At 53.7% G+C, this 21,239-nt stretch carries 14 protein-coding genes; 8 read left to right on the top strand and 6 right to left on the bottom strand.

Going from position 1 to position 21,239, the window contains the following annotated elements:
• The first annotated feature begins 155 nt into the window (after nt 1–155).
• A complete protein-coding gene (locus tag ABD949_RS29075) occupies nt 156–395 on the top strand; it encodes a YgaP family membrane protein (protein WP_345249786.1) in 240 nt (79 codons plus the stop codon).
• 96 nt (nt 396–491) lie between these two features.
• On the top strand, nt 492–1,475 hold the full coding sequence (locus tag ABD949_RS29070; RefSeq protein WP_345249784.1) for an SDR family NAD(P)-dependent oxidoreductase: 984 nt from the start codon (nt 492–494) through the stop codon (nt 1,473–1,475).
• A gap of 213 nt (nt 1,476–1,688) precedes the next feature.
• On the opposite strand, the gene ABD949_RS29065 is transcribed toward ABD949_RS29070, so the two are convergent.
• Nucleotides 1,689–4,376: a PAS domain-containing protein gene (locus ABD949_RS29065; protein ID WP_345249782.1), complete on the bottom strand. Its 2,688-nt coding sequence runs from the start codon at nt 4,374–4,376 to the stop codon at nt 1,689–1,691.
• Nucleotides 4,377–4,476: 100 nt separating this feature from the next.
• Entirely contained in the window at nt 4,477–5,022 is a 546-nt protein-coding gene (locus ABD949_RS29060) for a DUF4136 domain-containing protein (RefSeq protein ID WP_345249780.1), read from the bottom strand.
• Nucleotides 5,023–5,147: 125 nt separating this feature from the next.
• Between ABD949_RS29060 and ABD949_RS29055 the strand changes: the two genes are divergently transcribed.
• On the top strand, nt 5,148–6,056 hold the full coding sequence (locus tag ABD949_RS29055; RefSeq protein WP_345249778.1) for a tryptophan-rich sensory protein: 909 nt from the start codon (nt 5,148–5,150) through the stop codon (nt 6,054–6,056).
• A 48-nt stretch (nt 6,057–6,104) separates the two neighbouring features.
• Here the strand turns inward: ABD949_RS29055 and ABD949_RS29050 are convergent, their stop codons facing one another.
• Complete coding sequence (locus tag ABD949_RS29050; RefSeq protein WP_345249776.1) at nt 6,105–6,725, bottom strand: NADPH-dependent F420 reductase; 621 nt, start codon at nt 6,723–6,725, stop codon at nt 6,105–6,107.
• Between the two features lie 277 nt (nt 6,726–7,002).
• Here ABD949_RS29050 and nudK point away from each other — a divergent pair, with 277 nt between their 5' ends.
• From nudK to ABD949_RS29025, 5 genes are all read left to right on the top strand, one after another.
• Complete coding sequence (nudK, locus tag ABD949_RS29045) at nt 7,003–7,581, top strand: GDP-mannose pyrophosphatase NudK (protein ID WP_345249774.1); 579 nt, start codon at nt 7,003–7,005, stop codon at nt 7,579–7,581.
• Complete coding sequence (locus ABD949_RS29040; RefSeq protein WP_345249772.1) at nt 7,578–7,955, top strand: DUF4406 domain-containing protein; 378 nt, start codon at nt 7,578–7,580, stop codon at nt 7,953–7,955. Before nudK ends, ABD949_RS29040 begins: the two co-directional genes overlap by 4 nt.
• A gap of 195 nt (nt 7,956–8,150) precedes the next feature.
• Entirely contained in the window at nt 8,151–10,763 is a 2,613-nt protein-coding gene (gene clpB, locus ABD949_RS29035) for an ATP-dependent chaperone ClpB (protein ID WP_345249770.1), read from the top strand.
• A 310-nt stretch (nt 10,764–11,073) separates the two neighbouring features.
• On the top strand, nt 11,074–12,126 hold the full coding sequence (locus ABD949_RS29030) for an efflux RND transporter periplasmic adaptor subunit (RefSeq protein WP_345249768.1): 1,053 nt from the start codon (nt 11,074–11,076) through the stop codon (nt 12,124–12,126).
• A gap of 12 nt (nt 12,127–12,138) precedes the next feature.
• Nucleotides 12,139–16,680 carry an efflux RND transporter permease subunit gene (locus ABD949_RS29025; protein ID WP_345249766.1) on the top strand — a complete coding sequence of 1,514 codons (4,542 nt, stop codon included), beginning with the start codon at nt 12,139–12,141 and terminating at the stop codon, nt 16,678–16,680.
• A gap of 90 nt (nt 16,681–16,770) precedes the next feature.
• Here the strand turns inward: ABD949_RS29025 and ABD949_RS29020 are convergent, their stop codons facing one another.
• The 3 genes from ABD949_RS29020 to ABD949_RS29010 all read right to left on the bottom strand — a co-directional run bounded on the left by ABD949_RS29020 (nt 16,771) and on the right by ABD949_RS29010 (nt 21,227).
• A complete protein-coding gene (locus ABD949_RS29020) occupies nt 16,771–18,654 on the bottom strand; it encodes an SWIM zinc finger family protein (RefSeq protein ID WP_345249764.1) in 1,884 nt (627 codons plus the stop codon).
• A gap of 104 nt (nt 18,655–18,758) precedes the next feature.
• Complete coding sequence (locus ABD949_RS29015) at nt 18,759–19,844, bottom strand: hypothetical protein (RefSeq protein WP_345249762.1); 1,086 nt, start codon at nt 19,842–19,844, stop codon at nt 18,759–18,761.
• 72 nt (nt 19,845–19,916) lie between these two features.
• Nucleotides 19,917–21,227 (bottom strand): MFS transporter, encoded by a 1,311-nt coding sequence (locus ABD949_RS29010; RefSeq protein ID WP_345249760.1) that lies wholly within the window; start codon nt 21,225–21,227, stop codon nt 19,917–19,919.
• Nucleotides 21,228–21,239 lie beyond the last annotated feature (12 nt).

Genomic DNA, 21,239 nt, shown 5'->3' with positions numbered 1-21,239 from the left:
CAGATGCGGCTAAAGAGTTTATGGCTGCAAGGTAAGCAGGCCGGCCGCCAGCCGGGGAGAAGAACAGTCAGTGCACAGTATGATTTTCCTCATTCACAGCAGGTTACTACCCAGCCTATCTTTACGATATCTAATAACACCAAAAATTTCTGGTCATGAAACGTAACCTGAGTAATGCTGATATTGCGGCCCGGCTCATTACAGCCGTTGTTATTGCGACCCTGTATTATACCAATACGTTTCCTCAGCCCATCGGCATTGTCCTGATGGTGGTTGCCGGAGCGCTGGCGCTAACGGCCTACCTGACCTGGTGCCCAATTTATCAGTTCATTGGTTTCCGAACGTATTCGCCTAAACGTAAAAAAGTAGAGCCAGAGCCCCAACCCTCCGTCTGAAAACATTTTTGTAACATCTGTGATGTAATGTGGTTGATAGCCTAAGCGGTGAAAGGCACCGCAGGCGTATAACCTCTGACATTTAACGAGAACGTTATGGAATCACAGACCGGAAAAACGGCCCTGATCACCGGGGCGACAAGCGGAATTGGTCTTGAATTAGCGCGGCTGTTTGCCCAGGATGGCTATAACCTGGTACTGGTGGCCCGTCACGACGATAGTCTGCGCGGGGTAGCCTCCGACTTTGAGCAGCAATACAATATCAGAACAACAACAATTGCCAAAGATCTGATGGAGGCCAGCGCGCCCGAAGAGATCTACCAGGAAACCAAGCAGCAGGGACTCACCATTGATGTCTTGGTTAACAACGCCGGTATGGGCGAGTACGGCAAATTTGCCACCGAAACTGACTTACAGAAAGAACTGAGCATTATCCAGCTCAATGCCACCTCGCTGGTTCACCTGACCAAACTTTACCTGAAAGAAATGGTGGAGCGGAACGAAGGCAAAATCCTGATGCTGGCCTCCGTAGTGTCGGCCATTCCGAATCCGCTGATGGCGGTGTATGGGGCAACCAAATCATTCATCTACTCGTTTGCCGAAGCATTGCGCAATGAACTCAAGGACACCAATGTTACCGTTACAGCGCTGATGCCGGGAGCCACCGATACCGATTTCTTCAACAAGGCCGGGGCGCAGAACGCCCGCGTTACCGACTCCGGTCTGGCTGATCCGGCCAAGGTTGCCAAAGACGGGTACGATGCGCTGATGCAGGGTAAAGATAAAGTGGTATCCGGTTTCAAGAACAAGATGCAGGTAGCCATGAGCCACGTTCTGCCGGATACGGTGGTATCGGAAGCGATGCGCAAAATGATGAACGAGAAGGGGTACGAAGAGGAAGAGGACGAAGAAAGCGAATCGCTAACACCACTGGCCATTGGTCTGGGAATCGCTACCGTAGTGCTGGCCGCCGGTATCTTTCTGACGGCCTCGTCCAAAAATGCCAACTGGTACGAAAAACGACGGTACAAACAGAAGTTGCAGTCGTTGACCAATGCGCTGACGCCCTCCCTTAATTAACTGACACAGAGCCGCCTTCGGGCGGTTTCTTTTTTAGGGTGCTTTACACGTATGATATAAATCAACCAGGCGGGTAAGCGGGGTCATACCGATTGCCGCTTTGACCGGCCATCTTTACATCACCTGGAAGAGGAGATATCGATAACAGGTTAAATTGGGTTTCGAAGTGGCACAAAAGGCGGAGCGAATTGCTCCGTTTTTTGTTTACTGCCCTTACTCGGGGCTGGCTTCCACCGGCAGGGCAACTACAAAGGTTGTGCCCTGACCAATCTGGCTATGGACGTCAATGCTCCCCCTATGGTTATCGATTACCTTCTGCACAATCGCCAGCCCAATACCGGTACCGGGATACTGGCTCCGGCCGTGCAGCCGCTGAAAGGGTCCAAAAATCCGATCCTTGTATTTTTCGTCGAAGCCAATGCCATTGTCGCTAACCGAAATGATGCCGTACTGCTGACCGGGAAGTAGCCCTCCCGGCTCCCGAACGTCGGCCCCTTTGGCCAGTCTGCCCGCCACCCGAATATACGGATGCTCCTGCGACCGGGTAAATTTCAGGGCATTGCTCAGGAGGTTTTGCAGTAGCTGCCGGAGTTGCACCGGATCGCCCCAGACTACCGGCAGCGAATCGACCTCAACCTGTGCCTGCTTCTCCTGCATGGTTACTTCCAGATCAGTGAGTACATCGTCCAGCAGATACGCGAGAGGCACAGCTGTGAACGTCTGTCGCTGCGTGGTCAGTCGGGAGTACGCCAGCAAATCGCGGATCAGCACCGACATACGTCTCGCGGCCTGTTGCATTCGCCGAACCAGATCAGTCCCATTCTCGTCCAGCCGGTCCCGGTACTGGTCCGTCAGCACATCGCCAAACGACTCGATCTTGCGCAGCGGCTCCTGCAGGTCATGGGAGGCTACGTAGGCAAACTGCTCCAGGTTCTGATTGGAGCGCTGCAGTGCTGCCACCAGCTCTTTTCGCTGCTGTTCAGCCTGGTAGGCTTCCGTTTTGTCGAGCAACGTCAGCACAATGCCATCGTCGCGCTTCACGGCCGACACTTCGAACCAGCCGGTCAGCCCATCGGTATCGTGGTACAATTCCTGCTTTTGGGGCAGACCCGTTTCGACCACCCGAACATACATATCAAAGAGACCATTCTCCGTTACCGACGGGAAATACTCCAGCATAGTATGGCCAATAACGTCCTCGTCGGTGCGCGGTACCGAGCGCCGGGCCAAGTCATTCTGCACAACATAGCGGAAGTCGGCTATCCGGCCGGCCTCGTCTCGTACAGCATCAAAGCCAATAATCAGGTTGGGTGAACTGTCCAATACGCTGCGCAACAAATTCGCCTGCCGTTCGAGTTGGGTCTGGGTGTCTTTCAGGTGCGAGATGTCCAGCAAGCTCATCACCAAACCATCGCCCCGCTTCACGGCCGATACATCAAGCCAGATGCGACCGCCGTCCGGATCATAAAAACTCTCGAACCGTTGGGCCTCGCCCGATTGCGCCACCTGACACAACCGCTCAAACAAGCCTTTCTCTTTGTAACGGGTGAATACCTGCGACAGGGGTACTCCAATGGCCTCCTTAATGGACATTGCACACATATCAGCCCCGGTCTGGTTGACCGCCTGTATCCGGAAGTCGGTGATGGTATCCTGCTCATCCCGAATGGTATCTAACAAGAGAATAGCGCTGGGCGCACCGTCCAGTACCCCCTTCAGGGACTCGGCGGTTTCCAGCAAAGCCTGTTGTGTTTTTTTGGTTTCGGTAATATCCAGGTACGTCAGGATCAGGCTGTTCTCCTTCCGTATGACCGACATATCGAGCCACCCCGTATACCCATCAGCATCGTAATAATTTTCTAACCGCCGGGTTTTGCCGGTTTCAAATACCTGCCGGTAATGGTCGAACAAACCAGAGGTAACCACACCGGGGAACAATTGCGTAATCCGCCGGCCAATCATCTGTCCGGCGGGTAGTCCCTCCAGCACAACCGCAGCCTGATTAACGGCGGTATAAACAAAATCGATGATAGCGCCAGTTTCGTCATACAAGGGGACCAGCGAGGTGATACAGGCCATGGAGCCATCCAGCAGCCCCTGCGAAAACTGAGCCTCCTCGCGTACCTGTTGCTCCAGCCGCTTCTGTTGGGTAATCAGCGAGAACGATAATAAGAATCCATCGTCCAGTTTTACAGCGGAATACTGAATCCACTGCCCGGAATGGGGGTAGTGGTGTTCGCCCGTAAATGGCTCACCGGTCTCAAGCAGGGCGACATACCGGGCAAACAGACCCTGCTCCTTTGTTTTCGGGTATAGTTCGGTCAGCAGCCGGCCAGCCTCCAGCGACATGACATACCCATTGGTCCGCTGGGCATACTGATTGCACAATCGGACCCGAAAGTCGGCAATCTGTCCGCCGGCATCCCGTACGGTATCGAACACGATAATGCCGTTGGTGGAATTGGAAAAGACTTTATCCAGGAGGGTGGCCTGCTGCGCCAGCGACGCTGTCGCTGCTTTAGTAGCGGTAATGTCGACAAAGCTGGAAACGACGCCGTCAGCCTGCTTCACCACCGATACGTCGAACCAATTCGTATCCGGCCGGTGCGTGAGCCGGTAGGCCAGTTCAAACCGCTGCGGCACCCCTGTTTCCACTACCTCCCTGTACCGGTCGGGAATCTGGGTTTCCCGAAGACGCGGAAACTCCTCAAAAAATCGCCGGCCGGTCAGCTCTTCCACAGACCGGCCGCTAAATGCAGCGGCCACCTGATTAATCAGGACAATCTGATAATCAACAATGGTGCCGTTCTCATCGCGTACGCAATCATAAACAGTAATTCCGCTAAGGGTACTATCCACAATTTGCTGCAGGTACGATGCTGAACGGGTAACCGTATCCATAGGTCATCAAACTTAATTCGCCGAATGTACTATGAAAAGCACCGTTGCGGGCAAAATAAACTCTTTTTTTACCCAACAGCCTGTATTCCCCTCCGGCAGTTTACCGTTGCCGAACCGGGAACTTCTGGAACAAGCGGTCGACAGCCTCGCCAATCCGTGCCGGATCGGTACTGCGCCGGGTAATTACACTGGCGACGGCGGCATCCCAGAGCAGGGCATCCCGTTGAGCATCGACCACGTGTATGTTAATGGTTCCTTCCTCGTAATTACCCACCGGCACCTCCCTGCTCTGCCAGTGATACCGGCGTTGCCCGATATAGAGCGGAGCTTCCTGAATGGTAGTCTGGCGGGTCTGCGTCTTTTCCTGTACCACCACACCAAAGTTGACCAGCAGATCAGGATTGTTGGACGAAGGCTGGAAACCCCGCTCCCGCATTTCAGCCGATACAGCCTGCTTGATCATGTCGACGGCTGCCTGGTAGGTAGCACCCGGTGTGCCGGAGATCCGGTTGGTATCGACAAAAGCAAACGTCCGGTATTCCGACCATTGGGCGGCTGGATCGGCCTGGTTCCGGACAATCCGGAACGGCGAACATCCGGCCACCAGTAGCACCAGCAATACCACAAATCCATATTTCATTTTCATTAGTCGTTGTTGTTTTCTGTAACTACTAAACGATAGAAGAGCGGCTAAAATTCGATCATAGCCTTCCTGTACAGACCAAACGAGGTAAAAATAGTTATAGCAGTAACCCATAAATCGGCTCACGTATGAAAAAGAACCTGTTGTGGCAAATCGGTGCGGCCAGCGCCGTAATCGGGGGTATTGTCAGCACTTACGCCTTTGGTGCCTATCAACGCCGGTCGTCCAGCAAATTGCATTCGGAGGTGCTGCCTAAATACCGGCGGCTGGCCGACAAGAACCTGCTGACGCCGGCCGACTGGACTTTCTACACCATCTGGCCGACGATCTACGCCGGTACTATTGGCCTGAGTATTCACCAGGCGCTGCCGGCGGAAGAAGCAAATCCCCGCTATGAAAAAGCCAGGCCGTGGCTGATGTTGTGCTACAGCCTGAATGCCCTGTTTGGCTACCTATTCTCGCGTCAGGATCAGAAAAGCATTATCGGCTCCAATATAGTAACGGTCTTATCCTTACCGCCGGCCGTGATGCTGCACCGGGCGCTGGAGATTGGCAAAACACCGGTACAGCCACCGGAGCGGTACGTCCGGATTCCCGTGAGCCTGTATGCCGGCTGGCTGTCGGTGGCCTCTGTGGTAGCGGGTGCGGGAACGCTGATTGCTTCAGGCACCTGGAAGCGGCCGAAGCAGGACGAAGAGCTGGCTGCTGTGGTTGTGGCCGCCACGGCAGGACTAGGTTACGTAGCCGCCCGACGATTGAACGATCCGGTTTACCTTGTCCCGTTTGCCTGGGGCTTTGCGGGCATCGCGGTAAAGCAGTACGGAAAAAATAACCTGCTGGCCGGTGTGGCAGGTACCCTGGCGCTGGCGAAACTGGCCGTGCTGGTCAGACACCTTCCCAAAGGCACTTTCAAACGAAGAAGAATAGTTGAGGAGGATGACTACGACTTAGGAGCCGAATTTGAAATGATCGACCCTACCCCCCGGCAGATCCGGCGGGAACGAATGAAAGAAGCCGGGATAATGACAACACCATAAGCAACGCTGAAATAGCCGGTAACTATGAACCGGCTATTTCAGCCAAACTTATCGTTTCAACAATTTGAAGGCTATCTTTCGACCGTAGCCCTGCACCAGAGCCAGTTCGATCCATACTGACGCTAATTGCTCGATCAGCGAAAATTTGTCTCTACCACCCAGATCGTAACATTCGCCAAAACCGATGTCTTTGGCTAGTTGTGTAGCTACCTGCTTTGCCTTCCGGCTGGGTCCGCAAACAAACATATCGGCAGCCTGATCACCAAAATGAGGATCTAACATAATCTCATACCCGGTGGCATTAAAACATTTGGCCACGTCGGGGGTGAGGGTGTTGGCCATTATTGCCTCTGTGGTGTTATGAAACCCTTCAGGTCCTCTGCCTCTCCCAGCGTTCATGGTATCGATGATGACTTTGCCAGTAGTATCACCCAGTTCCCTGGTAACGTCAATAGCAGCCATCGTAGAGGTGGCCAGCACCACTACTTCAGACTGTTGGGCTGCGGATTCAACCGTAGTGAAGCGATCCTCGCCAATTTTCATGGCGAGGAGAACAGACCGCATGGAGAGGGGGTACCGAACGCCCACGAGGACCGTATGACCCACTTGAATAAATCGCTGGGCCAGGGCTCCGCCTACGTGGCCGCTACCAATTATGGCTATTTTCATGATACGTAATAAGGTAGTTGTGATGGTTGGACTATGTATGTATTTTCAGGTTAGCTGCAAACGATACGCCAGGTCAAAAGTAAACAGTTTATCGACCTGCCAAAATTTAGTAACGATAACAATCTGAAACGTGCGGGTAGTCAGTCTTTAGCCATCCGGGAAAGGGTGCATAACCGTTAATAATCTGTTTAGCAATTACCTTATACTAAACGATCCGGACTCACCATCCGGAATTTCATTAACATTGCGCCAAACCACACATTTTTACAGACGGCCCATGATCAACGACCGCGTTAAAATTCAGAAGACAGAAATTCTCTCCGACAATTGGTACATCCTCCGCAAAGTAACCTTCGACTACCAGAAGAAAAATGGCGTGTGGCAAACGCAGAGCCGCGAAGCCTATGACCGGGGCAATGGCGCTACGATCCTGCTTTACAATAAGGTGTTCAGAACCGTTATCCTGACCCGTCAGTTCCGGATGCCGACCTACGTAAACGGCAACCCATCCGGCATGCTTATTGAAGCCTGCGCCGGCCTGCTGGACAAAGACAACCCGGAGGACTGCATCCGGAAAGAGACCGAAGAAGAAACCGGCTACCAGATCAGCGATGTTCGCAAGGTGTTTGAAGCATATATGTCGCCGGGTTCCGTCACCGAAAAGCTGTATTTTTTCGTGGCCGAATACGCGAAAGAAATGCAGGTACATGATGGTGGTGGCCTTGAAGAGGAAGAAGACATCGATGTGCTGGAACTACCGATTGACCGGGCGCTGGACATGATCGAGACCGGCGAAATAAAAGACGGCAAGACCATTATGCTGCTTCAGTACGCCAAACTCCACAATCTGCTATGAACCAGCCTGGTCAATCCCTCCTGATTCTTGTTGCTGGCCCTTATCGTTCCGGCACCGGCGACGACCCGAAAAAAATCGCAGCTAACGTTCACCTGATGAACGAAGTGGCTTTGGAAATCTACCGTAAAGGTCACCTTCCGGTACTCGGCGAGTGGTTTGCCTTACCCCTGATCGAAACGGCTGGTTCCACCGGAATTGGTGATGAAATCTTCACGCAGATTTTTCATCCGGTCGCCATTCAACTCCTGAATCGCTGCGATGCGGTCCTGCGCGTAGGCGGCCCCTCGGCCGGAGCCGACGATATGGTCAGAATTGGTAAGGAGCAGGGCAAGTTTATTTTTAACAGTCTTGATGACGTTCCAAATTTGCAATAGTATCAAGCTAAAAGCGTGGAAAGAGAGTCGGTGGATGACCGGCTTTTTTTATGCCTTTCTGTCACAAAAACAAGTAAATCTTTTTAGAAAATGGACAAAATGGCTGGTTTGAACTTTTGGTGCATAGTTTGATACTACGTAAAGAGAACAAACATCAACCTGAATTAGTAAAGGAATAAACGAAGGACTTTAGCCATGAACTTCAACAATTACACCATTAAAGCACAGGAAGTCATTCAGCAGGCGAGTATGATCGCACAGGGCAACAGCCAGCAGGTTGTTGAGACCGGTCACGTGCTGAAGGCTATTCTGGACGAAGACCCGAACACGGCCAACTTCCTGACCAAGAAAGTAAACGCTAACCGGACCCTGCTAACCAGCCGGTTGGACAGCATCGTGAGCGGCTACCCGAAAGTTTCGGGCGGTCAACCGTACCTTGGCAATGATCTGGCGGCTGCATTGCAGAAAGCAACCAGCTACCTGAAAGATTTTGGTGATGAATACGTTAGCGTCGAGATGATGTTGCTCGGCCTGCTGGCGGGAAAAGACAACGTAGCCATCCTGATGAAGGATGCCGGCTTTACGGAGAAAGGATTAAAGGCAGCGATAAAAGAATTACGGGGCAACGAATCGGTGAAGGACCAGAATGCAGAAGCAAAGTACCGGTCGCTGGAGCGGTACAGCAAGAACTTGAATGAAATGGCCCAGGCCGGGAAAATTGACCCGGTAATCGGCCGCGACGAAGAAATACGGCGGGTGCTGCAAATCCTCAGTCGCCGGACCAAAAACAATCCGATTCTGCTCGGTGAGCCGGGTGTCGGTAAAACGGCCATTGTGGAAGGGTTGGCCCAGCGGATTGTACAGGGCGATGTCCCCGAAAACCTGAAGTCGAAGACTATCGTGTCGCTCGACATGGGTTTGCTGGTTGCCGGTGCCAAATATAAAGGTGAATTTGAGGAGCGTCTGAAAGCGGTTATTAAAGAAGTGACCGACTCTGAGGGCGAAATTATTCTCTTCATCGATGAGATACATACGCTGATTGGTGCGGGTGCCGGCGGTGGCGAAGGTGCCATGGATGCCGCCAACCTGCTGAAACCGGCGCTGGCCCGTGGCGAATTGCACGCCATTGGTGCCACTACGCTGAAGGAGTATCAGAAATATATTGAAAAAGATAAAGCGCTGGAGCGCCGGTTCCAATCAGTCCTGGTCGATGAGCCCGATGTACCCGATGCTATTTCCATTCTGCGCGGGATTAAGGAGCGCTACGAACTGCACCATGGGGTACGCATTAAAGATGACGCCGTGATTGCCGCCGTCGAACTGTCGAACCGGTACATCAGCGACCGCTTCCTGCCCGACAAGGCGATTGACCTGATGGACGAAGCAGCCGCTAAAATGCGGCTGGAAATTGATTCCGTTCCGGAAGAACTCGATGAACTGAACCGGCGCATCATGCAGTTTGAAATTGAACGGGAGGCCATCCGGCGCGAAAACGATAAAGAAAAAGAAACCGTGCTCAACAAGCAGCTTGCCGACCTGAACGAGCAGCGCAACAGCCTGAAGGCACGCTGGGAGGTCGAAAAGCAATCGGTAAACGAAATCCGGACACTGAAAGAGCAACTGGACCAACTCCGTCTGGAAGCCGAGCAGGCCGAACGTTCCGGTGATTACGGGAAGGTAGCCGAGATTCGCTACGGCCGCATTCCGGAAGCCCAGGGACGGCTGGATGAACTGACAAAAAAAGACGGCGACAGCCATAATCTTTTGCAGGAAGAAGTAACCGCCGAAGATATTGCAGAGGTTGTTGCCAAGTGGACTGGAATTCCTGTAGCAAAGATGTTGCAAAGTGAACGGGAAAAATTATTACATTTGGAGCAGGAGCTGAGCAAGCGCGTTGCCGGGCAGGAGGAAGCTATCCAGGCGGTGGCCGATGCCGTCCGCCGGAGCCGGGCAGGTATGCAGGATCCGAAACGTCCGATTGGATCGTTTATCTTCCTCGGTACCACCGGGGTTGGTAAAACGGAAGTAGCCCGGACGCTGGCTGAATACCTGTTTAACGACGAAAACGCCATGGTTCGTATTGATATGTCAGAATATCAGGAACGCCATGCCGTGAGCCGCCTGATTGGAGCCCCTCCAGGTTACGTGGGTTACGACGAAGGGGGTCAGTTGACCGAAGCCGTGCGCCGGAAGCCGTACTCGGTGATTTTGCTCGACGAAATTGAAAAAGCCCACCCGGATGTCTGGAATATCCTGCTGCAGGTACTGGACGAGGGGCGTCTGACCGACAACAAAGGTCGGGTAGCAAACTTCAAGAATACCCTAATTATTATGACCTCGAACATTGGTGGTCATCTGATTCAGGAGAAGTTTGCCGAAGACGAGGGCTGGAATCACCACCTGGTTGTGGAGGAAGCCAAAAATGCCGTAATGGAGTTGCTGAAGCAAACCGTACGGCCTGAGTTCCTGAACCGGGTTGATGAAATTGTGATGTTCGAACCGCTGTCGAAAGCAAATATTCGTCAGATTGTGAACATCCAGTTTAAACACATCCAGAAGCGACTAGCCGAAAACGGCATTTCGCTGGATGCTACCGACGAGGTACTCGAAAAACTGGGCGAAGAAGGTTTCGACCCGCAGTTTGGTGCCCGTCCGCTGAAACGAGTCATGCAACGGCGTATTCTGAACGCCTTGTCTAAAGAAATTTTGGCCGGAACGGTCAAAAAAGATTCCGTCGTTTTGATGGAATTAGATACCAACGGCGAGATTGTCTTCGAAAACGTAGGCGATCAGCAATTGGAACTCTAATGGTGTGGATAGATACTTAAAAGGTCCGGCCGCTTGGCTGGGCCTTTTTTCGCTTGTAACCATTTGGTTATATCAGTTAAACATTTACCGAATAAACGCTTCACATATAACCTTTTACGCTCCATCTCTTTTTTTGTCTCCTTCATGCTGGTAGGTTTGGTATCGGACTGGTCTTCTCCCAACCTTTACATCGCTATTCGGAGGGCTCTCCTTGCAGGTAGCCAATCCGTTTAGCCAGCATTATTTTCTAACCGGACAGTGGAGGCCAACTTATCGGACTGACGCTGACCAAAACCACACCTCTTTACGTATGAAAAAGGTATTGATCGTCCTGACCAGCCTGGTGCTCGTTGGTGGCACCGGAGCGCTGCTGGTGAACAACAAACAAAAGCAGCAACAACAGATTCAGGAGGCTCAGAAGCCGCTCGTTACCACTGTCAAAACAGCCCCTGTGGTGCAGCAGACCTTCACCGAATCGGCTCAGTACATCGGTAAAACTGAAAGCTGGCGCGAGGTTGTGATGAATGCCACAACGCAGGGTACCGTGCGGAGCGTGAATGCCCGGCTGGATGGCCCCGTGCAGACCGGACAGGCTGTATTGTCTGTGGATACCGAACTGACAGAACTGGCAATTGCCCAGGTGGAAGCCCAGCTTCACAAAGCTCAGACTGACCTGACCCGCTATGAGACATTGCACCGCGAGAATAATATTCCCACCGCAGAGGTAGAAACCGCCCGTTTGCAGGTACGCACCCTCGAAACGCAACGGCTAACGCTGAAAAAGCAACTTCGGGACGCCGTGGTGAAAGCACCTATCGGGGGCATAGTAACCACTAAGCTGATTGAACCGGGTATGTTTATCGCCCCCGGCACCCCGCTGATGACCATCACCGATGTATCGGCCGTGAAGCTGGTCATTGGCGTACCCGAAGCAGAGGTTAGTCTGTTTAAGCCGGGCCGGACGGTTAATGTAGCGTTTGATATGTACCCCGGCCAAAAATTTACCGGATCGGTGAAGCAGGTTCGACTGAAAGGTGGTGAAACCGGCAAATTTCCAGTCGAAATCCAGGTCGCCAACCAGGCTGCAACCCCTTTACGAGTAGGAATGTCTGCCAGCGTATCACTGCCGGGCGCCAGCCACACATCCGGTCTGACAATTCCCCGGGCTGCCCTCGTAACGACCAGCGCTACGCCGGCCGTGTATGTACTCAACAACCGCAGCCTCTCGCTGCGGCCCATTCAGCCCGGCGCTACATTTGGCACTACCCTGGTTGTACGTGACGGTCTCCGGGCCGGTGAACAAGTCGTTGTTAGCGGCACAGAAGGTTTAAAGGAAGGGCAGCAAGTAGCTGTGACAGAATAATACAGCGAAACCATGAAACTTACTCTCCTTTCCATTACGCGCCCCATTCTGGTCATTGTTCTCTTCGTTGTACTGGGTATCCTGGGGCTTTATTCGTACTCGCAGATGCGGTATGAACTCCTGCCGAATATGTCTATTCCATTCATCATCGTAACGACACCGTATCCCGGTGCGTCGCCAGCGGAAGTTGAAACGGGAATCACCAAACCAATAGAAGACGCCGTCTCCTCGGCCGACCGCATCAAACGGGTTACAGCACTCTCGATCGAAAACGTATCAGTCGTCATGGTCGAATTCCTGCACGATGTGGACGTAGATAAAGCGCAGCAGGACGTACAGCGCAAGGTCAATACCGTAACCGGCTCCTTACCTGCTGGATCCCGCACGCCAACGCTCGACCGCTTTTCGCTTACTGAGCGGCCCGTGGTACAGCTAGCCGCCAACAGCAATTTGAGCGAACTTGAATTCGGTACGTTGCTGAAGAATCAGATTAAGCCCCGGCTGGCGCAGGTGGCTGGCGTTGGGCAGGTGCAATTCGTTGGTCTGCCCGAGGCCGAGGTGAATGTCTCCCTCGATGCCAACCGCCTAAGGATGTTCAACTTATCCACCCTGCAGGTGGTAGGCGCCATCCGGTCTGCTAACCTCAATGTGCCTTCGGGTAGTGTAAAAGACGCTGATGCAGCTTATTCTGTCCGGGTTGTCGGGAAAACCGACGCGCTGGACCACCTGCGGGAAATTATCGTGTATACCAGCCCCTCTGGACAAAAGATTAAGCTGGGTGAGGTAGCAAACGTAGCGTATGTGAAAAAGGACCTGGAAAACCTGAACCGCTACATGGTAGCGTCGGACAGCACGCGACCTGAAGCACGTAGCGCCGTAGGTATACTGGTCAAGAAACAGGCGGGAGCCAATAACGTGGAAGTGAGCGAGGCTGTGCGTAAAAAACTGGCGCAGCTCGAATCTGAATACGCTTCGACGGGGGTAAAGTTCACCATCGCCCAGGATAATGCAGAGTTTACGCTGGCCGCAGCCGACGCCGTCAACCACGACCTGATGATGGCTATCGGACTGGTAGCGCTGGTTATGTTCGTGTTTCTCCACAGCCTGCGGTCATCGCTGATCGTCATGGTGGCTATTCCGGTCTCGCTGCTCTCGACGTTCATCTTTATGAACCTGATGGACTTCACGCTGAATCTGCTGACGCTGCTGGCCCTCTCGCTCGTCATCGGTATCCTGGTGGATGACTCCATAGTGGTACTGGAAAGTATTTATCAGCGGATGGAAAAAGGCGAAGATAAACGCCAGGCTGCCCTGAACGGCCGGAACGATATTGGTTTTGCGGCTATCGCCATCACCCTCGTTGACGTTGTCGTATTCGTACCCCTGTCGTTTGTGCCTGGGCTGGTCGGTGATCTGGTGCGGGAGTTTTCGCTGGTCGTCGTGATCTCAACCCTCTTTAGCCTGCTCGTCTCGTTTACGCTGACGCCCATGATTGCCTCCCGCTTCGGTAAACTCGAACACCTCTCCAACGATACCCTGATGGGTCGGTTTAGCTTAGGTTTTGAACGGCTGTACAGACAGATTTCCGACGCATATGCACGACTGCTGCGTCGGGCACTAACGTACCGCAAAACTACGGTTCTCATTACCTTTTCCTTATTCATGCTGGCGCTGATGCTACCGGGTGCGGGCTTCATCGGGGGTGAGTTCCTGCCCCCCACCGATAAAGGTGAAATCAACGTTGTACTCCAGTTTCCGGAGGGCTACAAACTTGAGCAGACCGATGCCATGGCCAAACAGTTTGAGCAGAAATTATACCAATTACCCGAAGTACGGCGCGTATTTACCAACGTCGGAGCCAACCCGGAAGGCTGGTCGGGATTGCCCACCAGTAAGAATGCGGTGGAGTTTGCGGTCACGTTTTCACCCCGGAACGAGCGCAATAAAGATCTGAACCGACTGACACGGGAGGTAAAAGAATTAGCCGTGCAAATGCCAGGAGCACGGGTGCGGGCTTATCCGCTGGGTCTGCTGGGTAGCGACAATGCCGCACCGATTGTGATGATGGTCAGCGGAACAGACCGCAACATTTTGCGTCAGGAAACTACTCGCCTGACCGAAGCCATGCGACAAATTCCGGGTACGGCCGACGTGCGGTTTTCGGGAAATGTCCGCAAACCGGAGGTGGAGATTGACGTCGATCAGGAGAAACTGGCTCGCTATGGCCTCAGCACCGAATCCGTGGGTATGGCCATCCGCACCGCCTTAGCAGGCTTTGATGACTTAAAGATGCAGCAGGGCAATGAAACGGTCACCATACGCATCCGCTTTGCCGAGTCGTTCCGCAATCGCACCGAACAAATTGGCAAACTGACGCTTACCAATGCCTCAGGCCAGCCTGTTGAACTGCGGCAGGTAGCCACGATCCGCGAAACGTTCGACCCGGCGATGCTGGAGCGCAAAGACCGCGACAATTCAATGACGATTACCTCGCAGGCCGTCGGACGACCCGCTGGTGACATTGGCGTGGACATTCAGAAGGCGGTGGCCAACCTCCACCTCGACCCATCGGTGCGTGTCACCTATGGGGGCGATCTGGAATTGCAGGATGATTCTTTTGGCAAACTGGGTCTGATGTTCCTGGCAGCCATCCTGTTCATGTATCTGGTGATGGTAGCGCTCTATAATTCGTGGAAGTACCCGTTCGTGGTGCTCTTCTCGATCCCGGTAGCCCTGGTTGGAGCCCTCTTTGCGATGGCCCTGACGATGAACTCGATGAACGTATTCACCATTCTGGGTATGATTATGATGCTGGGTCTGGTCGCGAAAAACGCCATCTTACTGGTAGAACGGACCAACGAAAACCGCGAGAGTGGACTTGCCGTGGTAGATGCCCTGCTCGAAGCAGGTCACGTCCGGCTACGACCCATTCTAATGACAACACTGGCGATGGTAATTGGCATGCTGCCAATTGCGCTGGCTACCAGCCCCGGAGCCGAACTAAAAACTGGTTTAGCCTGGGCCCTCATCGGTGGTCTGAGCAGTTCCATGTTCCTCACCCTGGTATTCGTACCCGTTGTTTACTTCTACTTCGCCCGGGGTCTGAGACGTAACACGAAGGGTAAAACAGAGCGCACTCCATCCCTTGGTCAGCGTACGCAGGAAAAAGAACTGGCGGCAAAAGCCATACCTGTTGGTATAGTCCTGCTACTCATCGCCAATGGGCTGATCGCTCAACCGGTATCACCTAATGGAAAGCGATCCACTTTGGGTGCCCAACCATATACGCTCAGCCTGCGCCAGGCGGCTGAACTGGTTCGTCAGCAAAACGGCGACGTACGGGTTGCGAAAATTGAGGTGCAGAAGGCCAGTGTCCGGGCCGAAGAAGTGAAGCGGATGCAGTTACCAAGCGTCAACGGAACAGTTCAGTACCAACGTAACCTGAGTGCACCGGTGTTCTTCTTCCCGGCCTTCTCCATCTCGCCCGAAGGCGGCTTTTCACTGGACGACTCCCGGATGACACCCGTTCAGGCGGCTTTGAACAACCAGTATAATGCGGGGGTAAACGTTGCAATGCCGCTCGTCCAGCCAAACCTGCGGCTGGCCCGCCAGCAGGCTGCTTTAGGGCAGCATGTAGCCGATGCCGGGCTTCAGGCGGTGGTAGCCAAACAGGTGGCCGAGGTGAAAAAGCATTACCTGAACATACTGCTGGTTCAGGAGCAACGGTCGCTACTGGTCCGTAGTATCGGGCGGGCCGAGCAGGCGCTACGCGAAGTGCGCAATCTTTACCGGACGCAGTTGGCTACCGATGCCGATACCCTCCGGGCTTATGTTGAAGTCGAGAACCTGCGGCCTACGCTGTCTAAACTCGACCGCAATATTGTGTTGTTTAAAAACCAACTCGCTGTACTGACAGGCATTGACCCTACTAATCTGGTCCTGACCGATTCCCTGGTAAACCCGGCTGGCGAGTTGATGACCGAGGAGATACTCATCGAGGGAGCCTTGCAACGGCGGCCGGAACTGCGGCAGCTAGGCTTAGCTGCTGAAAACAGTCAATTACAGATCCGGATGGAGCAGGCTCGCCGGCAGCCCACGCTGGGCCTTTTCGGACAGGCCAGCACGTTGTCACAAACCAATAATTTTCGGTTTTCCGAAAGTCGCTGGCCGTTCGTCAGTTTCGTAGGGGTGCAACTGAGCATTCCGGTGTATAATGCCACCACTGCCCCGAAAGTGCAGCAGGCTCAGCTGGCGGCCGAGCAGGCACAGGAGCAGCTTCGGTACACCAAAACACTAATGGCCAACCAGGTACGTGCCCATCTGTATGCCATGGAAGAGTCCCGCCAGCGCATCCGTACCCTGTTGGGTGTAGTTCAGGCCGCTGAACGTAGCTACGCCCGCACCCAAAGCCGCCATCAACAGGGACTGGCTAAACTCAGTGACGTAACCGATGCAGAACTGGCACTCCGACAGGCACAAACCAATCGTCTGCAAGCTATCTATGATTACCTGATGGCCCAGGTTGATCTGGAGCTGGCTACGGGCGCTGACTAATCGACAAGGGTAAGCCTGCCTAAAATTGCTGGTTGATAAGTCGAATCCGTATTACCGGTGTGACTTATCAACCAGCAATTTGTTTTTCTGTCAGGTCAGTTTTACCTTGTCCAGCTCCTCCATCATGCGTTTGCGCCGGGCGTAGCGGGTCCGGTAACCAGCCAGCATCTCCTGGACCAGTTCGTCACCGCCGGGTAGGAGCGCCATCTGTTGCAGTACCTCCGCGACGAGTTGGTACGCACCGGCGTCCACATTGGTTTCAGCATAACGGTCTACATTTTTCCAGTACACCTGGAGCAGCCGTTCGGGGAAATGCTTTTTCAGGATTTTTTCAAACTCCAGCACTTCCTGCAAGCCGCCCTGTTTCTCCACCAGCACCATCAGCTTCTCCCATTGCTGCTCCTCGACATAAAGTCTGGCCAGGCTAGTTGGGAAAATGGCCGTTCCAAGCCCGGCAAACGGGGCTTTGACTGGATTCTTGTTTTGTTCGCACTCGGCAATCATATCGGCCGCCACGTTGGCCCGCTCCGCTGCCGGGTATGAGTTTTTGAATTGCCGGTAATAATCCAGCTGCCCATAGCCCGACTCCCGGAACAGCCACAGGGCGTATTCGCGGATAGTTGCCGTATCCTGTTCGGCCACGGCAATTTTGAGCAGCCAGCCGTACCACTGCGATTGCTGGCGAAGACGCTCCCAATCAGACATGCCGGGATTGCGGTTGGCCTTTCCTTTAGTAACCGGGGGTGGTTCGGGCGTTAGTTTCTCGTTGACGATTGCTTTGGCCCGCGCAAACTGTTTTTCTTTGATGAGTTCGTTCAGGAGTTGCTCGCGGAATGGGCGCAGGTGGATATTCTTTTCCAGTAGCTGCCTGGCTTCGGCCGTTCGGCCGCGGTGCGTATATAGCTTGATTTTACGCTGAATAAGCTGCTGCTCATCCCAGTTCCACCCGTCCGACGACGTGGGGTAGAAGAACCGAATGCCACGCTCCACCACCTCAGGCCTCACACGGGCTTTAGCCAGCAGGCTGTCAAGCAGTTGTTCGTAGGCTGATTCCTGTTCCGGGTAGTCACACAACTCAGCCAATCGGTCCAGAATAATACCGTTAAAGCCCGGGCCGTGGTAGCGGTCTTCCTGCGACTCCTGCATCAGGTAGTCAAACACCTGGTGTTTCAGCTCCACCGAATCGGTTTGGCGGTACACTTGCTCAATCAGCATCAATGCCTGCGCCAACGCACCACCCGCCCCACCATCCGAATCGTCCATCTGCCCGATTGCCTTGGCGACTTCCTCCAGCACGGCCTGCGCAATGTCATATACGCCGGGATAATTCTGGGCGCCGAGCATGGTTGCCGCCCGGTCAAGAACGGTGTCAATATGCCGGGCATACTGACGGGCATTCCGGTAATCGATGAAGCCGTGGCGGTCGCTATGCACCCGGGCAGCCTCTTTGAGCAGTTTCTGGTAATGCGCTTTGCCAACGCCCTCCAGCCGGTCGGCAAAGCGGAGCGTCAGGTTCGCCTTGATGTCTTTGTTTTTACGGGCATATTGTTTGATAAACTCCCGCAACTCGGCCTCGGAAAGCTTGTTCAGGATTTCCTCGAACGAGTCCTTCGGCTTTTTAGGCGCTTTTGCAGCTACTCGCTCATTGGCCCTGGTCGGCTTTCGTCCGCGTTTCTTCGGGGCTACACCGACAGTTTCGGTTTCGTTACTTTCGTCGCGCAGGGCGTAAAACACCGCCACCTGATGCTTGCAAATGGTATCGGAAACCGGACAGTCGCAGCGGTGAGCCGTAATTTCCTGCTTCTTCAGCTCAACCTCCACTTCATAGGACTCGGTACCGTCTACAAACGCCTGCCAGACGCCCTTATCATTTTGCTCCAGTTCACGAACGGCTCCTTTTTTGTAGTATTCAAGGCCCTTTTTCAACAGCGCCGTTGCCAGTTGCTGATCGAAGTTGGTGAGAGAAAGCGGCATAAGGTTCAGGGAAAAACTGCACGCTAAAATAAGGAGATTTCTCCCTTACAGGCAAAGGCTAATTTAGAACAAAAGTCAGTGACACCCTCACTATCAGATAAAACCTACCCTTTCAACTCCGTATATAGATTATTCCGTGAAGGATTGTTGTAGAGCCGCCAAATGCGGATGATGGGTGTAGGGCGGTTACGGGGGTCGTCGCGTTTCCAGAACTCCTGAATGGCGTAGAGGATGTACTCATTCAGGCCCCGTACGTAGTTCTTGCTATATTTGGTGGGACGGCCACTATCTTTTCGCTGGTACTCTTCCCAGCCGTCGTTATGGTTATTGGTCTGGTCGGCCCAGTAGAGTTTGGGATTGCTGCGGTCGCGGTTGTCTACGGTTAGGGTGGCCACGTGGTAGCCATCAGCTAAACTCAGGCAGAAGACGCTGAAGCGGGGGTCTTCGTTGACCATGCCCATCAGCACATCCCACACGTTTTCGTTCAGTTTGACGGGCTTGTCCCAGTTACCCTCATCAATTTTGCGGCCCCAGGGGCTGATACACTGCACCACCCGAACCGGACTGGCCATACCACAGACCTGCGCCCGCGCCATCAGCGACTCAATGCTGTTATCGGGAGGGACTGAAAGCCCATACTGCACCAGCGAATTTTTAGATTTCCGGACATCGCCCGACCGGTCGTACAAAAAAGAAACACCGCGACGGAAGGTGTTGACACAGGTCAGGTTCTTGCCGGTTTTCGTCCGGGTTTCCACGTTGGCGAGAAAGAACTGTTTCATCCGCTGCACCTCATGCGCCCAGAACGCCCGGTTGTGCGACCATTTAGCGTTGACCTTCTGTGCATTCCGCTTCGCCAGCTCCTCCCCGATCCGGATGGCCTGTTTCGACAGCTCATGTTTCTGATTGACCAGGTACCGCCTGACGGCTTTATCACCGGCCGGCTGATCCATGTAGTTATTGATCCGGCCTTCCATCACCACCGTTTTGCGGTAGCGGGAGAACAGAGCATCGTCGCTGATTCGCGTTAAATCAGCCGTAGTCAGCAATGTCGGCTCAACCTTCAAACGGTCGGGAACGGCACTCAGCAGTTTGACCTCGGCTTTTTGCGGAGTTTGTCCGTAGCTCAGCCCGACTCCAATGGCCAGGAACAACAAGGTTTTTACCAGGAAGCGAAAGGAATTCAGCAAGCTTGATAAGGCATGTTTCTTTCTGGCTAACGTAAACTACCTACTCTATGTTACCTATCCGGTAAAAAGTTCTTACGCAGCCTGGGGGTCCATGCGGGGTGTCAATGGCTGCTTATCCCGCTTTCGGGTGAGCAGATGAATGATGGTCCAGGCCACCAGATACGTGCAGCCGCAAAGCGTAAACAGAATATTATAGCCTCCTGTCAAGTTACCAACGGCTTTATAGCTATCCAGCAGCGAGCCAACCAGCATCGGAAACAGCATCCCGCCCACTGCCCCGGCCATACCGCCAATACCGACGGCCGAACTTACGGCTTCTTTGGGGAACAGGTCAGATCCCAGCGTGAAGACATTAGTCGCCCAGGCCTGATGCACCGCCACCGCCAGACTGATCAGCGCCACCGCCACCCAGACATCCGTGACAAACTGGAGCGAAATAACGGAAAGCTCCACCACGGCAAAGACAAGCAGTACCGCCTTACGGGCTTTAACGGTTGGCCATCCACGCTTAATGAGTCGGGAGGATAGGTAACCACCACCGATACTACCAATGGTCGTAGCGGTATAAATAATGGCCAGTTCGAGGCTGAACTTCTTGAGGTCCAGGTTGAAAGTAGACGAGAAATAGGACGGTAACCAGAAGAGGAAAAACCAGTAAATCGGGTCGATCAGGCCTTTGCCGGTGATAATCGCCCAGGTCTGGGGCAAGGTAAACAGCTTAATCCAACTCACGGAAGACTTACTATCCAGATCACCCTCCTGTCCGCTGATAATATACGAGTACTCCCCGGCGCTCAGGCGCTTTTGCTTAGCCGGTACGTCATAGAGCAGCCACCAGAAAACAAGCCAGATAAAACCCAGTGAACCCGTTATCCAGAATACCTCCTGCCAGCCGTAGTGGCTCAGAATCCAGGGCACCAGCAGCAGTGCCACCACGACCCCAACACTAGTGCCGGCATTGAACAACCCCGTAGCCAGCGCCCGTTCCTTTTGTGGAAACCACTCGGCCACGGTCTTCACCGCAGCCGGATAGTTACCCGCTTCGCCTAACCCCAACCCTACGCGGGCCACCCCAAACCCAAACGCGCTCCGGGCCAGCGCGTGCAGCATACCGGCGATGCTCCAAAAGATTACCGTAATGGCGTACCCAAGCTTCGTCCCTACCTTATCGACAAACCAGCCAAACCCCAGCAACCCCACCGCGTAGGCAGCCGTAAAAGCGATTACAATGCGGGCGAAGTCGGTTTCGGTCCAGGTAAACTCCACCTCCAGAATAGGTTTTAGCAACCCGATGATCTGCCGGTCGAGGTAGTTGATGGTGGTGGCCGTGAACAACAGCACGACAATGAGCCACCGGTAATTTCCAGTTTTGGGCGAAGACATGAGGGGGGTTGA

This window comes from Nibrella saemangeumensis, assembly GCF_039541915.1.
Classification (GTDB): domain Bacteria; phylum Bacteroidota; class Bacteroidia; order Cytophagales; family Spirosomataceae; genus Nibrella; species Nibrella saemangeumensis.
The sequence above is the reverse complement of the archived record's forward strand: the minus strand, read 5'-3'. Positions and strand labels throughout refer to the sequence as shown.